This is a genomic window from Kitasatospora fiedleri (assembly GCF_948472415.1).
Classification (GTDB): domain Bacteria; phylum Actinomycetota; class Actinomycetes; order Streptomycetales; family Streptomycetaceae; genus Kitasatospora; species Kitasatospora fiedleri.
This window is the reverse complement of record NZ_OX419519.1, coordinates 2,401,845-2,416,523: the sequence shown is the minus strand read 5'-3', so window position 1 is coordinate 2,416,523 and position 14,679 is coordinate 2,401,845. Positions and strand designations below refer to the sequence as shown.

The 14,679-nt window shown below is 72.7% G+C and carries 12 protein-coding genes; 7 read left to right on the top strand and 5 right to left on the bottom strand.

All coding sequences use genetic code 11. The annotated features are described in order from the left end of the window. The first annotated feature begins 23 nt into the window (after positions 1-23). On the top strand, positions 24-2,858 hold the full coding sequence (locus tag QMQ26_RS11330) for a GH92 family glycosyl hydrolase (protein WP_282205624.1): 2,835 nt from the start codon (positions 24-26) through the stop codon (positions 2,856-2,858). A gap of 63 nt (positions 2,859-2,921) precedes the next feature. On the opposite strand, the gene QMQ26_RS11325 is transcribed toward QMQ26_RS11330, so the two are convergent. The 3 genes from QMQ26_RS11325 to QMQ26_RS11315 all read right to left on the bottom strand — a co-directional run bounded on the left by QMQ26_RS11325 (position 2,922) and on the right by QMQ26_RS11315 (position 5,673). Further along, entirely contained in the window at positions 2,922-3,551 is a 630-nt protein-coding gene (locus QMQ26_RS11325; protein WP_404814112.1) for a ricin-type beta-trefoil lectin domain protein, read from the bottom strand. 288 nt (positions 3,552-3,839) lie between these two features. After that, positions 3,840-4,193, bottom strand: a complete 354-nt coding sequence (locus QMQ26_RS11320) for a hypothetical protein (RefSeq protein ID WP_282205622.1) — start codon at positions 4,191-4,193, stop codon at positions 3,840-3,842. A 133-nt stretch (positions 4,194-4,326) separates the two neighbouring features. After that, positions 4,327-5,673: an acyltransferase gene (locus QMQ26_RS11315; RefSeq protein ID WP_159073062.1), complete on the bottom strand. Its 1,347-nt coding sequence runs from the start codon at positions 5,671-5,673 to the stop codon at positions 4,327-4,329. 316 nt (positions 5,674-5,989) lie between these two features. Here QMQ26_RS11315 and QMQ26_RS11310 point away from each other — a divergent pair, with 316 nt between their 5' ends. Then, positions 5,990-7,549, top strand: coding sequence for an APC family permease (locus tag QMQ26_RS11310; protein ID WP_100836028.1), 1,560 nt, complete (start codon positions 5,990-5,992; stop codon positions 7,547-7,549). A 140-nt stretch (positions 7,550-7,689) separates the two neighbouring features. Here QMQ26_RS11310 and QMQ26_RS11305 read toward each other — a convergent pair whose 3' ends face one another. Continuing rightward, positions 7,690-8,340, bottom strand: a complete 651-nt coding sequence (locus QMQ26_RS11305; protein ID WP_100836027.1) for an NAD(P)-dependent oxidoreductase — start codon at positions 8,338-8,340, stop codon at positions 7,690-7,692. A 324-nt stretch (positions 8,341-8,664) separates the two neighbouring features. Here QMQ26_RS11305 and gcl point away from each other — a divergent pair, with 324 nt between their 5' ends. Further along, positions 8,665-10,446: a glyoxylate carboligase gene (gene gcl, locus QMQ26_RS11300; RefSeq protein ID WP_282205621.1), complete on the top strand. Its 1,782-nt coding sequence runs from the start codon at positions 8,665-8,667 to the stop codon at positions 10,444-10,446. A 60-nt stretch (positions 10,447-10,506) separates the two neighbouring features. Here the strand turns inward: gcl and QMQ26_RS11295 are convergent, their stop codons facing one another. Next, positions 10,507-10,659 (bottom strand): hypothetical protein, encoded by a 153-nt coding sequence (locus QMQ26_RS11295; RefSeq protein ID WP_158585394.1) that lies wholly within the window; start codon positions 10,657-10,659, stop codon positions 10,507-10,509. A gap of 99 nt (positions 10,660-10,758) precedes the next feature. Here QMQ26_RS11295 and QMQ26_RS11290 point away from each other — a divergent pair, with 99 nt between their 5' ends. From QMQ26_RS11290 to QMQ26_RS11275, 4 genes are all read left to right on the top strand, one after another. Then, positions 10,759-11,385: a TetR family transcriptional regulator gene (locus QMQ26_RS11290; RefSeq protein ID WP_282205620.1), complete on the top strand. Its 627-nt coding sequence runs from the start codon at positions 10,759-10,761 to the stop codon at positions 11,383-11,385. Between the two features lie 99 nt (positions 11,386-11,484). Then, positions 11,485-12,303, top strand: coding sequence for a S1 family peptidase (locus QMQ26_RS11285; RefSeq protein ID WP_282205619.1), 819 nt, complete (start codon positions 11,485-11,487; stop codon positions 12,301-12,303). Between the two features lie 146 nt (positions 12,304-12,449). Next, a complete protein-coding gene (locus QMQ26_RS11280; RefSeq protein ID WP_100836023.1) occupies positions 12,450-13,046 on the top strand; it encodes a TetR/AcrR family transcriptional regulator in 597 nt (198 codons plus the stop codon). Next, positions 13,046-14,677 carry an acyl-CoA dehydrogenase family protein gene (locus QMQ26_RS11275; RefSeq protein ID WP_100836022.1) on the top strand — a complete coding sequence of 544 codons (1,632 nt, stop codon included), beginning with the start codon at positions 13,046-13,048 and terminating at the stop codon, positions 14,675-14,677. The genes QMQ26_RS11280 and QMQ26_RS11275 overlap by 1 nt, the downstream gene beginning before the upstream one ends. Positions 14,678-14,679 lie beyond the last annotated feature (2 nt).

The following is a 14,679-nucleotide window of genomic DNA, read 5'->3' as shown; positions in this document are numbered from 1 at the left end:
CCACCCCGAAACGGAGAGGCCCCATGACCCGTCCCCCGTTGCGCAGACGCCTGCTGTCCGCGTTCTCCACGTTCGGACTGCTCGCCGGCCTGGGGCTGGCACAGTTCGCCGCCCCACCGACCGCGGACGCCGCCGTCAGCGACCCCGCCGCCACGGTCAACACCCTGATCGGCTCCAGCAACAGCGGCGAGACGTTCCCCGGCGCCGACACCCCCTTCGGCATGGTGCAGTGGAGCCCGGAGAACACCCGGGGCAACCAGACCCGCACCCCGCAGCCCGGCGGCTACGACTACGACGCCACCCGGATCCGCGGCTTCAGCCTCACCCACCTGTCGGGCACCGGCTGCGCGGGCGGCGCGGGTGACGTGCCCTTCCTGCCGTACGCGGCCACGGTCACCTCCTCCCCGAGCGCCGACCGCACGGACGCCACCTACGCCGCCGGCTTCTCGCACGCCAACGAGACCGGCACCGCCGGCTCCTACCGGGTCGGCCTGGACTCCGGCGTCAACGTCGAACTGTCCGCGACCACCCGCACCGGGGCCGGCCGCTTCACCTACCCGACGGGCAAGCCGCTGTCGCTGCTGGTGCGCACCTCCAACTCCGAGGTCGGCAGCAGCGCGGCGCAGACCACCATCGACACCGCCAACCGGGCGATCAGCGGATCGGTGACCAGCGGCAACTTCTGCGGCTACATCAACACCGTCGACCGGCGCAGCTACTACACGCTGTACTTCTACGCCGCCTTCGACCGGCCGTTCGCCGGCACCGGGACCTGGCAGGACGGCACCCTGTCCGCGGGCAGCACCAGCTCCAGCGGCGGGACGACCTACGGCACCGACGGCTGGCCGGCGGCCGGCAAGGGCTCCGGCGGCTACGTGACGTTCGACCCGGCCCAGGGCCAGTCGGTCGGGGTGCGGGTCGGCGTCTCCTACGTCAGCGCCGCCAACGCCAGGGCCAACCTCGACGCCGAGAACCCGGCCGGCACCGCCTTCGACACCGTCAAGCAGCGCGCCCACGACGCCTGGAACACCGAACTGAACCGGATCTCGATCACCGGCGGCACCACCGCCCAGCAGTCGACGTTCTACACCGCGCTGTACCACTCGCTGCTGCACCCCAACGTGTTCAGCGACACCAACGGCCAGTACGTCGGCATGGACCAGAAGACGCACGCCCTCTCGACCGGGCAGCACGCCCAATACGCCAACTTCTCCGGCTGGGACGTCTACCGCGACCAGGTCCAACTGGTGACCCTGCTGCGGCCCGACATCGGCGCGGACATCGCCCAGTCGCTCTACAACCAGGCCAACCAGAACAACGGCGTGTGGGACCGCTGGACCCACAACCAGGGCGGCACCCACGTGATGACCGGCGACCCCGGACACGCCGCGGTGGCCAGCATCTACGCCTTCGGCGGCACCTCGTTCGACGCCGCCGGGGCGCTCGCCTCGATGGTGCACGCCGCCACTACCGTCACCGCCGAGGACCGCGGCCGCGACGGCTGGAACGTCATGGTGACCGGCGAGCGGCCCTCCCTGGACCAGTACCTGTCGATCGGGTACGTGCCCTCCGACGGGAACGCCTGGGGCGGGGCGGGCGAGACGCTCGAGGACGTCTCCGCCGACTTCGGCATCTCCCAGCTGGCCCAGCGCCTGAACGACACCGGCGACGGCAGCCGGTTCCTGGCCCGGGCGCAGAACTGGAGGAACGTCTTCAACCCGGCCACCGGCTACATCCAGCAGCGCGACTCCGCCGGGGCCTGGCAGTCCTTCGACCCGGCCAGTGACGACGGCTTCGCCGAGGGCAGCGCCGCCCAGTACACCTGGATGGTCCCCTTCAACGTCAAGGGCCTGTTCACCGCGATGGGCGGCGCGGCGACGGCCGCGGGCCGACTGGACCGGTTCTTCCACAACCCCGACAACAGCTGGGCGCTGTCCGGCTCCGACGGCACCCACTCCGACGTCAGCAACGAGCCCTCGATCGGCACCCCCTGGCTGTACGACTTCGCCGGGCAGCCCTACAAGACGCAGCAGACCGTCCGCCAGGCCGTCAACACGCTGTGGTCCGCCGGCCCGGGCGGGATTCCCGGCCAGGACGACCTCGGGGCGATGTCCTCCTGGTACGTCTTCGCGGCCGCGGGCATCTACCCCCTCGCGCCGGGCCGGGCCGAACTCCTGCTCGCCAGCCCGCTGTTCAGCCAGGTCGTGGTGCACCGCGGCAACGGCGCGACCCTCACCCTGAACGCCACCGGAGCCGGCACCAACGCCCCCTACGTCCAGAGCCTGCGGGTCAACGGCACGACCTCGACCCGCCCCTGGCTGCCGGAGTCGCTGGTCACCGACGGCGGCACCGTCGACCTCACCCTGAGCGGCACCGCCAACACCTCCTGGGGCACCGCCGCCGCCGACGCCCCGCCGTCCTTCGACACCGGCCCGACCTCCGCCGACCTGGCCCTGAACAGGCCCGCCACCGCCGACTCCTCCTGCAACACCGACGAGGGCCCGGCCAAGGCGGTCAACGGCAGCGTCTCGGGCGGCAGCGGCGACAAGTGGTGCTCGCTCGGCGGCACCAAGTGGTGGCGGGTGGACCTGGGCGGCCCGACCCCGGTCCGCACCGTCACTGTCCGGCACGCGGGCGCGGGCGGGGAGAGCACCGCCTGGAACACCCGCGACTACGACATCCAGGCGTCCGACGACGGCACCGCCTGGACCACCCTGGTCCAGGCCCGGGGCAACACCGCCAACGTCACCACCCATGCGGTGAACGCCACGGCCCGCTACCTGAAGCTCAACGTCCTGACCCCCGAGCAGGGTGGCGGCGGCGCCGCCCGCATCTACGAGTTCGAGGTGTACGGCTGATCCCGCGGCCGTGACCCGGGCCGCCGCGCGGAGCAGTGTCCGCGCGGCGGCCCGGGCCGTCGATCAGGGCAGGGTCCACTTCTGGGCGGCCGAGCCGTTGCAGGCGTAGATCTGCAGCTGCGTCCCGGGCGTGATGGTCCCGGCCGGGACGTCCAGGCAGCGCCCGGAGCCGGGGTTCAGCAGCGAGCCGTCGGCCCGGGGCTGCCAGACCTGGGCCCCGGTGCCGTTGCAGGTCCACAGCTGCACGGGCGTCTTGTCCGCGGTGCCGGCGCTCGCGACGTCCAGGCACTTGCCGAGCGCCTGGAGGGTTCCGCCGGACGCCACCGTCCACTGCTGCGCCGCGGTGCCGTTGCAGCCGTAGATCGTGACCGGGTTGCCGTCCGCGGTGTCCGCCGCCCGGTCGTCCAGGCAGAGCGAGGACGACACGCCCGCGACGACCGGGCCGGTCCTGGTCGGTCCGCCGGCGGCGGCGGTGGTCCAGACGAAGGTGGTGCTCCCCTTCGCGCCGGTGCCGTCGGTGGCGGTGACGGTGCTGGTGCCGGCCGAGGTGGCGGTGCCGGAGCCCACCCCGGTGGAGGCGTCGACCGACAGCCCCGCGGGCAGCCCGGTGGCCGCGTACGCCAGGCTCTGGCCGGCGGCGCTGTCCGAGGCGTGCACGGTCAGGGCGGCCGGTACGCCGACTGGGCTGCTCATGCCCGCCGGGTCGTCTACGGTGACCGTATTGCCGGTGGCCGTGGAGGTCACGTTCAGGCTGCCGGTGAGCTGCGGGCCGTGCGAGGTGTCGCCGACCAGGACGCCGTACGTGCCGGTGTCGACGGCCGCGGCGAGGTCGCTGTCCGTGTAGTTTGCCGGCGTCTACGACAGGCTGAGCCGGCTCCCGCCGCTCCGGTCGTAGTAGTCGACCTCGATCGGGACGCTCTGGCCGGCGGTCAGGGTGAAGCCGGCGGGGTCACCGCTGAGGACGAGCGACTGCGCAGGCGGCTACCGGAACTCGTGCACCAGCTGGATCGCGCCGACGAGGTGGGTGTTGAACTCGTCCAGTTCCTCGGCGGGGACCCAGAGTTCGAGGATGGTTTCGCCGCCCGCCTGCCGGACGGGGTACCGGCGCAGGAACTCCGACTCGACCTCGAAGCGGGTCACGAACCCGGCGCCGTCGTGCCTGACGTTCCAGTCCCGTGCGATCCGGATCGCGTAGTCCTCGTTGAGGACCGGGTAGAAGATCGGCTGCTCGGGCAGGCGGGGCGGCCAGGCGCGCCAGCCCAGCTCGCGGACCAGCTCCAGTTCCCTGGGGCCGGTGGGTCGCCACAGGGTCGTCGTCGGACGCTCGCTGGTCATGGGGCTGCTCTCCGCACTCGGCCGGGCCGCCGGTGCGGCTCGGGGGAGACCGGACGCTACCGGTGTCACGAGCCCTCCGGCCACCGGGTTTCGGGCCGGGGCCGTCCACCGGGTGGAGGGCGGCGGGCGCGGGTCAGAGGAGTCGGCGCGGGGCGACCGCCGGGGCGGGGTCGTCGGGGTGGCGGTGCGGGTGGAGGAGGGGGGCGGCGGTGCGGAGCCGGGCGGCGGTGCGGGTGGGGAGGACCAGGGTGTAGAGGTGGCCCTCGCCGCGGGGGCCCTCGACGAGCCAGGAGGTCCAGGGGAGTTGGAGGGTCGCGGCGGGGCTGAAGGCGATCGGGCGCTGGCCGGCCAGGGGAAGGTCCTGGAGGCCGAGGCGGCACCAGCTGGAGATGGTGAGGGTGCGGCGGGCGGGGTCGAAGCCGGCCGGGACGCAGTCGGTGACGCGGTCGCGGCCGATCGTGTCGAGGAAGCGAAGGTTGCTCCGGACGCTGAGGTGCTTCTCGGTGAACTCCTCGACCGCGGTGCGCAGTTCGGCGGCGTACCGGGCGGGTGCGGTGCCGGGGCGGTAGGGCAGTCGGATCTCGCCGAGCAGGTTGCCGAGGGTGCCGTCGGGCAGGCCGAGGACGCGGCGGAGGTTGACCGGCATGGTGAGTGTCTGCTCCTCGTCGCCCGCACCGTCGAGCTCGCGCAGGACGTGCAGCAGGTGGGCGCAGAGCGCGTCGTTGGCGGAGAGGCGGCGGCCGGCCTCGGTGCTGTACGCGGTGCGCAGGCGGTCGGTCTCGGCGGGGGAGAACCAGACCTGCACGGTGCGGTTGGCGAGCGAGGCGCCGGCGATGGCGCGGCGCAGTTCGGCGGCCTCGGCGGGGTCGGGCAGCCGCAGGGCGGGGGTGCCGCAGTCCTCGGCGGGGAGGTGGGCGTCGAGCTGGAGGTCCCGGTCGGCGGCGCGGAGGACCTCGGGGAGGGCGGTGCCCTCGGTGCACGCGGACCAGGTGCGCATCAGCAGGGCGAAGGTCTGCATGTCGCCGACGGCGTGGTGCCAGGAGACGCCGAGCGCGGCGGTGCCGTCGGCGAGCCGGTTGAGGCGGACGGTGAGCAGCGGCAGCGGTTCGCGGCGGGCCTGGCCGGCCCGGACGTGGTCGACCAGGCCGTTGGCGGGCAGGGCCATCCGGTCGAGGGCCTCGGTGAGGGTGTAGGGGGCGTCGGCGACGGTGAAGGGGACGCCGGAGTCGTCGGGGTCGATCCAGAGGCCGCCGCCGTCGTCGGTGCGCAGCCGGCCAGCGAACTCGGGGAGGTGGCCGAGGGCGCGGGCGAGGCCGTCGGCGAGGGCGTCGGGGTCGAGCGGCCGGTCGTGGAAGAAGACCACGGAGACCGGCAGGTCGGCGAGCAGCAGGTCGCCGACGGAGCAGCGGACGGGCCCGGGGCCGGGGCGGCCGGCCCGGACGGTGCGGATCTCGGTGTCGGACGTCAGCGTGCCGGTCATGCCGGTCCCCTCCCTGGAGTGACGGGGGAACGATAGGGGCCCGCGGGCGGCGGAAACCAGAGGTGCCCGAACGGTCGGTTCCGCTTCGCACGGGTATGTGGCGTTTCTCATACTCATGACCGAAAAGGCGGAAACGGGGTGGGGTGCGGTTTTCGTCCCCGGTCGAGCACCGGCTCGGAGGGCTGAAACAAAGGCGATCGGCAGCGAAAGATCATGTAATCAATGGAAATGAACCCTATCATTGCGATGAAACCAAGGCGATCACCTGGCTTCCGCCTCGGCTCGCTGCGGAAACAGTGGGGGTTACGGTTCCGGCATGGTTCAGCTCCACAACCGCCCGAGCCCTGGCGCCGACGCCGCCGCCAGTGCCCCCGGGGGCGTCCGCTCCAAGGGCCTCGACAGCAACTCGGTGGGCCTGCTCGGCAACGCGGTGATCGGCGTGTCCACCGTGGCCCCGGTGTACTGCCTGACCACCACCCTGGGCACCACCGTGGCCGCCGTCGGCCTCCAGATGCCGGCCCTCTTCCTGGCCGGCTTCCTGCCGATGATGCTGGTGGCCTTCGCCTACCGGGAGCTGAACAAGGCGATCCCGGACAGCGGCACCTCGTTCACCTGGACGGTCAAGGCGTTCGGCCCCAAGGTCGGCTGGATGTGCGGCTGGGGCCTGGTGATCGCCACCATCATCGTGCTGTCCAACCTGGCGGGCGTCGCCACCGAGTACCTGTACCTGCTGCTGGGCGAGATCACCCGCAGCGACTCGGTGGCCGCGCTCAACGACGACAAGCTGATCCACGTGGTCACCTGCCTGGCCCTGATCGCGGTCGCCACCCTGATCAGCTACCGCGGCATGACCGCCACCAAGGGCGTCCAGTACGCCCTGGTCGGGCTCCAACTGGCGGTCCTCGCCCTGTTCGGCGTGATGGCGATCGCCAAGGCCACCGGCCACGGCGCGGCCGGCTCGCTGGACTTCTCCTGGAGCTGGCTCGACCCGTTCCAGGCCGGCTCGTTCACCTCCTTCGTGGCGGGCCTGTCGCTCTCGCTCTTCATGTACTGGGGCTGGGACGCCTGCCTGAGCGCCAACGAGGAGACCGGCGGCAGCGAGAAGACCCCCGGCCGGGCCGCGATGCTCGCCATGGCGGTGCTGGTCGGCTCCTACCTGTTCACCGCCGTCGCGGTGCAGATGTACGCGGGCACCGGCACCACCGGCACCGGCCTGGGCAACCCGGAGACCTCCTCCAACGTGCTCGCCGTGCTGGCCGGCCCGGTGATGGGCACCGGCCTGGGCGTGCTGCTGTTCGTCGCGGTGCTGGCCTCCGCCTCCGCGAGCCTGCAGACCACCTTCATCCCGGTCAGCCGCACCGTGCTGGCGATGAGCGTGTACGAGGCGCTGCCCGCCTCCTTCACCACCGTCAACGAGCGCTACAAGACCCCCGGCCGGGCGATCGTCACCGCGGGCGTCGGCACCGGCGCGTTCTACACCGTGATGACCCTGGTCAGCTCGCACGTGCTGGCCGACACCATCGCCGCGCTGACCCTGATGATCTGCTTCTACTACTCGCTGACCGCGTTCGCCTGCGCCTGGTACTTCCGCCGCGACCTGCGGGCCTCGGTCCGCGACGCGCTGCTCAAGTGCGTCCTCCCGCTGATCGGCGGGCTCACCCTGGCCGCGATCTTCGCCAAGTCGCTGGTCGACATGGCCGACCCCTCGTACGGCAGCGGCAGTTCGGTGTTCGGCGTCGGCTCGGTCTTCGTGGTCGGGGCCGGGCTGCTGGCCCTCGGGCTGGTGGTGATGGCCGTCATGATGCGCCGCAGTCCGGCGTTCTTCCGCGGCGAGGTGCTCACCCGGGACACCCCCGCCCTGGTCATCCCCGACTGAGCCGGGGAGCGCGCGAAGGGCCCCGGGACGCGTTCCGGGGCCCTTCGCCGTACCCGAATCCGGTACGCGGTGCGTCGCGCCCGATCCGGCGCGCGGTCCGTGGTGCGTGGTGCGTGGTGCGTGGTGCGCGGCGCGCCCGGTCAGTACGCGACGGTGAAGCGCTCGCCGAGGTGCTTCGGGTGCTCGACCTCGTCCAGCAGCGCCACCGCGTAGTCCTCCGCGGAGATCCGGCTCTCGCCGTCCGCGCCGATCAGCAGGTCCTCCAGGCCCTCGCGGTAGCTGCCGGTGCGCTCGCCGGGGGCGATGGTGCCGGCCGGGGAGAGGTTGGTCCAGCGCAGGTCGGTGACGGTGCGCAGGTAGTCGAGCGCGTCGCCGTGGGCGTGCATGATCTGCAGCAGGAACTCCGGCAGGCCCTCGGCGTCCCAGACCCGCTTGCCGTCGGGGGTGCGCAGCGAGCCCGCGCCGCCCACCGTGACCAGCCGCGGCGCGTCGGCGCCCAGCGTGCGCAGCCCCGCCACCAGCGACTCGAAGGACGGCTCGATCAGCGCCTGGTGGCCCGGCCCGTCGCCGCCGCCGACCGCGCTGACCACCACGTCGGCGCCCTTGGCGTGCTCGGCCACCGAGGCCGGGTCGAGCACGTCGCCGACCGCCACGGTCAGCGCCGGGTGGGTGGCGGTCAGCTTGGCGGGGTCGCGGACCACGGCGGTCACGGTGTGGCCGCGGCGCAGTGCCTCGTCCAGCACGCGGGAGCCGATGGTGCCGGTGGCGCCGTACAGGGTGATGGTGCTCATCGCGGGGGTGTCTCCTCTGGTGGGTCTGCTGCGGGTCGCCAGGTCGCCGGGTCCGCCGGGGCCGCAGTGGGCCCGCCGCTTGGCGTTTTCCGTCGACAGCACGACCGTACGGGCGTTCCGGACAGGTGGGCGAGGTGCCGGGCCGACAGGTCCTGGTGAAAAACGGACAGCCGGTGGCGGCGGGGGAGCGGCCCCGGGGCGCGGCTCTGCAACGTTTTGTTGAAACGCACCTTGACGGCCCCGGCGCGGCCGTCTTAGCTTGCTTTCGCATCCCAAAACTATTCTTCCGCATCGCGGAAGAAGCGTCGACGGCAGGAGTAGCCGATGCCCCGCATGACAGCCGCCCGCGCGGCCGTGGAGATCCTCAAGCTCGAAGGCGTCGAGGTGGCGTTCGGTGTGCCCGGCGCCGCGATCAACCCCTTCTACGCCGCGCTCGAGGCGGCCGGTGGCATCCGGCACACCCTGGCCCGGCACGTCGAGGGCGCCTCCCACATGGCCGAGGGCTACACCCGGGCGAAGGCGGGCAACATCGGCGTCTGCGTCGGGACGTCCGGCCCGGCCGGCACCGACATGATCACCGGCCTGTACTCGGCCACCGCCGACTCGATCCCGATCCTGTGCGTCACCGGCCAGGCGCCGGTCGCCCGGCTGCACAAGGAGGACTTCCAGGCCGTCGACATCGCCTCGATCGCCAAGCCGGTCACCAAGGCCGCCACCACCGTGCTGGAGGCCGCGCAGGTCCCCGGGGTGTTCCAGCAGGCGTTCCACCTGATGCGCTCCGGGCGGCCCGGGCCGGTCCTGATCGACCTGCCGATCGACGTCCAGCTCACCGAGATCGAGTTCGACCCCGAGGCGTACCAGCCGCTGCCGGTCTACAAGCCCGCCGCCAACCGGACCCAGATCGAGAAGGCGATCGCGCTGCTCCAGGAGTCCGAGCGGCCGCTGATCGTGGCCGGCGGCGGCGTCGTCAACGCCGACGCGGCCGAACTGCTGCGGGAGTTCGCCGAGTTGACCGGCGTCCCGGTGGTGCCCACGCTGATGGGCTGGGGCGTCGTCCCGGACGACCACGAGCTCAACGCGGGCATGGTCGGCCTGCAGACCTCGCACCGCTACGGCAACGAGAACTTCCTCGCCTCCGACTTCGTGCTCGGCATCGGCAACCGCTGGGCCAACCGCCACACCGGCGGCCTGGACGTCTACACCGCGGGCCGGAAGTTCGTCCACATCGACGTCGAGCCCACCCAGCTCGGCCGGATCTTCCCGCCCGAGCTGGGCATCGCCTCCGACGCGCGGGCCGCGCTGGTGCTGCTGCTGGAGGTTGCCCGCGAACTGGCCGCCGCCGGGGAGCTGAAGGACCGCCGGGAGTGGGCCGCGAGCACCCAGCGGCGGCGGGCCGAACTCCAGCGCAGGACCCACTTCGACGACGTGCCGCTCAAGCCGCAGCGGGTCTACGAGGAGATGAACCGGGCCTTCGGCCCCGAGACCCGGTACGTCACCACCATCGGGCTCTCGCAGATCGCCGGCGCGCAGTTGCTGCACGTCTACCGGCCCCGGCACTGGATCAACTGCGGCCAGGCCGGGCCGCTCGGCTGGACCGTCCCGGCCGCCCTCGGCGTCGCCACCGCCGACCCGGAGGGGCAGGTGGTCGCGCTCTCCGGCGACTACGACTTCCAGTTCATGATCGAGGAGTTGGCGGTCGGCGCGCAGCACCGCATCCCGTACGTCCACGTGCTGGTCAACAACGCCTACCTCGGGCTGATCCGGCAGGCGCAGCGCACCTTCGACATCGACTTCCAGGTCAAGCTGGAGTTCGAGAACATCAACGCCCCCGAGCTGGGCGTCTACGGCGTCGACCACGTCCGGGTGGTCGAGGGCCTGGGCTGCAAGGCGCTCCGGGTCACCCGACCCGAGGAGTTGCTGCCCGCGTTCGAGCGGGCGAAGAAGCTGGCCGCGGAGTTCCGCGTCCCGGTGGTGGTCGAGGCGATCCTGGAGCGGGTCACCAACATCTCGATGGCCGCCGCGGACATCGACAAGGTCATGGAGTGGGAGGAGCTGGCCACCGCGCCGGGCGACGCCCCGACCGCGATCAGGCCGCTGGCGGTGTGACCCCGGGCCGGGCCCGCCCCCTCGCCGGCGGCCCGAGTCCTCACCGGCGGGTCGGCCCCCTCACCGGCGGGTCGGCCGCCCGGTGCCGCGGTGGTGCTTGCCGAACAGGGCCCACGCGGCGCCCGCGGCGAGGGCGGCCAGCAGGACCGGGACGGAGAGGTGGGTGATGGCCCAGGCGATCAGGGCCAGCGCGATCAGGGCGACGAGCAGCATGACGGCACCTCCGCTTTCGGTGAACGAGTGTTCGCTGATTGCCGTTCCGTACTCTACGGGGGCTGGCCAAATTCGGCAAACGACTGTTTACTGAACGCCGTGACGACGCACTCCGCCCCAGGTGTCCGCCAGGCTCAGAAGCAGGCCAGCCGCCGCGCCCTGCTGGACGCCGCCCTCGGCCTGCTGGCGGAGCAGAACCTGAGCGGCCTGGGGGTGCGCGAGGTGACCCGGGCCGCCGGCCTCTCGCCGGCCGGCTTCTACCGGCACTTCGCGGACCTCGCGGAGCTCGGCGTGGTGCTGGTGGAGGAGTCGCTGGCCAACCTGCACGGGATGATCCGGGCGGTGTTCGCGGGCCGCGGCGAGGCCGAGCTGCTGATCGACCGCTCGGTCGAGGTGATCGCCGCGCACGTGGCGGCGCACCCCGCCTACATCCGGTTCCTGGCCCGCGAGCGGCACGGCGGGGTGAAGCCCGTGCGGGATGCCGTCGCGGCCGAACTGGACCGGTTCGCCGAGGAGTTGGCGGCCCTGCTGGCCGTCCAGCCGGACACCGCCGACTGGTCGGCGCGGGACCGCCGGATGCTGGCGGAGCTGTACGTGGACCGGATGGTGTCCACCGCGCTGGCCCTGGTCGAGGCGGGGCCGGAGGAGCGGGCGGCGATCGCGCGGACGGTGCGCACCCAGCTGCGGCTGATCAACCTGGGAAGCCGCCACTGGACGGCGGACTGACGATCCGTCAGGGGCGGTGCACTCTTGACACCGTGTCATGGGCGCGCCAATTTAGGGGAACCCCCAGTGGTACCCCCACACCCCCTGAGAGGCACCCTCATGAAGAAGCCGCTCACCGGCGCGCTCTGCACCCTCCTGCTCGCCGGGGCCACCGCCCTGGTCAACGCCGCCCCCGCCTCCGCCGCCACCGTCAACTTCGCCGGGACGGTCGCGCTCAGCAACTGCTCCGGCTCGCTGGTGCGGATGCCCAACTCGGTGGACAGCGACCCCGGGCTGATCCTCACCAACGGGCACTGCCTGGAGAGCGGCATGCCCGCGGCCGGCCAGGTGATCACCAACCAGTCGTCCAGCCGCAGCTTCACCCTGCTCAGCTCCAGCGGCGGCAACCTCGGCACCGTCAAGGCCAACCGGGTCCTCTACTCGACGATGACCGACACCGACGTCACCCTCTACCGGCTGAGCAGCAGCTACGCCACGATCAGGAACACCTACGGGATATCCCCGCTGACCATGGCCACCACCCACCCGGTGGCCGGCAGCGCGATCAAGGTGGTCTCCGGCTACTGGAAGAAGATCTACTCCTGCAGCGTGGACGGCTTCGCGTACCGGCTCAAGGAGTCCAGCTGGACCTTCAAGGACTCGGTCCGCTACACCTCCGGCTGCAACATCATCGGCGGCACCTCCGGCTCCCCGGTGGTCGACGCCGGCAGCGGCCAGGTCGTCGCCGTGAACAACACGATCAACGAGAGCGGCGAGCGCTGCACCCTGGACAACCCCTGCGAGGTCGACCAGAACGGCACCGTGACCATCCACCAGGGCATCGGCTACGCCCAGGAGACCTACACCATCCCCAACTGCTTCGCCCCGGGCAACGTGCTCGACCTGACCAGGTCCGGCTGCGTGCTGCCCCGCCCGTAGGCCCGCAGCCGCACCCCGCCCGCAGCCACCCGCGCTCCCCTCCGCGGGTGGCTGCGCGCGTTCCGCGGCCGGACGGCCCCGAGGGCACCGACCGGACCCGGCCGGGCCCTTCCGTGAAGCACTGAATCAGTGCTTCAATTCTTTCCATGGCCTACCGACGCACCGCCGCCGTCCAGGCCCGGCTGGACGACCGCCGCGAGACCGTCCTGCGGGCCGCCACCGCCCTGCTCGCCGAACGCGGCTACGCCGGCTGCTCGGTGTCCGCCGTCGCCGAACGCGCCGGCATCGCCACCGGCAGCGTCTACCAGCACTTCGACGGCAAGGCCGACCTCGCCGTCACCCTGTTCCGCACCGTCTGCGGACGCGAGATCACCGCCGTCACCGAGGCCGCCGAACGCGCCGCCGACCCGCTCGACGGCATCGCCGCCCTGGTCGCCACCTTCGCGGCCCGCGCCCTCCAGGCCCCCCGCCTCGCCTACGCGCTGCTCGCCGAACCCGCCGACCAGGACGTCGAGGCCGAACGCCTGGTCTTCCGCCGCGCCTTCCGCGACCTGATCGCCACCCGGATCGACCGGGCCGCCGCGCTCGGCCGCCTCCCCGCCCAGAACGCCGAACTCACCGCCGCCGCGATCGTCGGCGCGGTCGCCGAAGCCCTGGTCGGACCGCTCACCGACGGCCGCCCGCCCGAGACCGTCCTGCCCGAGATCGTCACCTTCACCCTGCGCGCCCTCGGAGGCCACTGATGGCAACCACCCACGAGGTCACCAACCAGGTGCCCGCCCCGTACGGCCACGACGTCGCCGCCGACCCCACCCTGCTGGACGCCCTGCACCGGGCCGGCGCCGACTGGGCCGTCGAGGAACTGCACGCCCTCGGCCGCCTGGCCGGCACCGAACAGGCCGCCGACTGGGCCCGCCTGGCCAACGACAACCCGCCCGTCCTGCGCACCCACGACCGCTACGGCCACCGCATCGACGAGGTCGAGTTCCACCCGTACTGGCACGAGCTGATGCGCACCGCGGTCGAACACGGCCTGCACGCCGCCCCCTGGCGCGACGACCGCCCCGGCGCGCACACCGCCCGCGCCGCCAAGTTCCACGTCTGGGGCCAGGTCGAGGCCGGACACACCTGCCCGGTCTCGATGACCTACGCCGCCGTCCCCGCCCTGCGCACCACCCCCGACCTCGCCGCCGCCTACGAACCGCTGCTCACCGCCCGGGAGTACGACTTCGGCCTGCGCGCACCGCACGGCAAGCGCGGACTGATCGCCGGCATGTCGATGACCGAGAAGCAGGGCGGCTCCGACGTCCGCACCAACACCACCCGCGCCGTCCCCGCGGGCGACGGCACCCACCGCCTCACCGGCCACAAGTGGTTCACCTCCGCCCCGATGTCGGACGTCTTCCTCACCCTCGCCCAGGCCCCCGGCGGCCTCTCCTGCTTCCTGCTGCCCCGCGTCCTGCCCGACGGCACCCGCAACGCGCTGCGCCTGCAACGCCTCAAGGACAAGCTCGGCAACAAGTCCAACGCCTCCGCGGAGATCGAGTACGAGGACGCGGTGGGCTGGCTGGTCGGCGAGGAGGGCCGCGGCGTGCGCACCATCATCGAGATGGTCAACATGACCCGCCTCGACTGCACCACCGGCGCCGCCTCCGCGATGCGCCACGGCGCCCTGCGCGCCCTGCACCACGCCGGCCACCGGCGGGCCTTCGGCAAGGACCTGGTCGACCAGCCGCTGATGCGCAACGTCCTCGCCGACCTGGTCGTCGAGTCCGAGGCCGCCACGGCGATCGCCATGCGGCTGGCCGAGGCCACCGACCGGGCACTGGCCGGGGACGAGCAGGAGGCGCGCTTCCGGCGGCTCGGCCTGGCCGTCGCCAAGTACTGGGTCTGCAAGCGCGGCCCCGGCCACGCCGCCGAAGCGCTCGAATGCCTCGGCGGCAACGGCTACGTCGAGGAGTCCGGCATGCCCCGGCTCTACCGGGAGGCCCCGCTGGTCTCCATCTGGGAGGGCTCCGGCAACGTCGCCGCGCTCGACGCGCTGCGCGCGATGGCCCGCCAACCGGAGAGCCTGGCGGCCGTGTTCGCCGAACTCGACACCGCGAGCGGGCTCGACGCCCACTACGACGGCGCCCTCGCCGCCCTCCGCAAGGACCTCGCCGACCCCGAGCACCTGGAGTACCGCACCCGCCACCTGGTCGAACGGCTCGCCCTCACCCTCCAGGCGTCCCTCCTGCTGCGCCACGGCCACCCCGCCGTCGCCGAAGCCTTCACCGCCACCCGCCTCGGCGGCCGCTCCGGCCTCGCCTACGGCACCCTGCCGACCGGCCTGGACACCACCGCGATCCTCGGCCGCGTCCCCGACCTGCCCTGACC

What these genes read in the sequence shown, in the direction of transcription:
- QMQ26_RS11330 (WP_282205624.1), top strand. Translation starts at nt 24, where the DNA reads ATGACCCGTCCCCCGTTGCGCAGACGCCTGCTGTCCGCGTTCTCCACG.
- QMQ26_RS11325 (WP_404814112.1), bottom strand. Translation starts at nt 3,551, where the DNA reads ATGAGCAGCCCAGTCGGCGTACCGGCCGCCCTGACCGTGCACGCCTCG.
- QMQ26_RS11320 (WP_282205622.1), bottom strand. Translation starts at nt 4,193, where the DNA reads ATGACCAGCGAGCGTCCGACGACGACCCTGTGGCGACCCACCGGCCCC.
- QMQ26_RS11315 (WP_159073062.1), bottom strand. Translation starts at nt 5,673, where the DNA reads ATGACCGGCACGCTGACGTCCGACACCGAGATCCGCACCGTCCGGGCC.
- QMQ26_RS11310 (WP_100836028.1), top strand. Translation starts at nt 5,990, where the DNA reads ATGGTTCAGCTCCACAACCGCCCGAGCCCTGGCGCCGACGCCGCCGCC.
- QMQ26_RS11305 (WP_100836027.1), bottom strand. Translation starts at nt 8,340, where the DNA reads ATGAGCACCATCACCCTGTACGGCGCCACCGGCACCATCGGCTCCCGC.
- gcl (WP_282205621.1), top strand. Translation starts at nt 8,665, where the DNA reads ATGCCCCGCATGACAGCCGCCCGCGCGGCCGTGGAGATCCTCAAGCTC.
- QMQ26_RS11295 (WP_158585394.1), bottom strand. Translation starts at nt 10,659, where the DNA reads ATGCTGCTCGTCGCCCTGATCGCGCTGGCCCTGATCGCCTGGGCCATC.
- QMQ26_RS11285 (WP_282205619.1), top strand. Translation starts at nt 11,485, where the DNA reads ATGAAGAAGCCGCTCACCGGCGCGCTCTGCACCCTCCTGCTCGCCGGG.
- QMQ26_RS11280 (WP_100836023.1), top strand. Translation starts at nt 12,450, where the DNA reads ATGGCCTACCGACGCACCGCCGCCGTCCAGGCCCGGCTGGACGACCGC.
- QMQ26_RS11275 (WP_100836022.1), top strand. Translation starts at nt 13,046, where the DNA reads ATGGCAACCACCCACGAGGTCACCAACCAGGTGCCCGCCCCGTACGGC.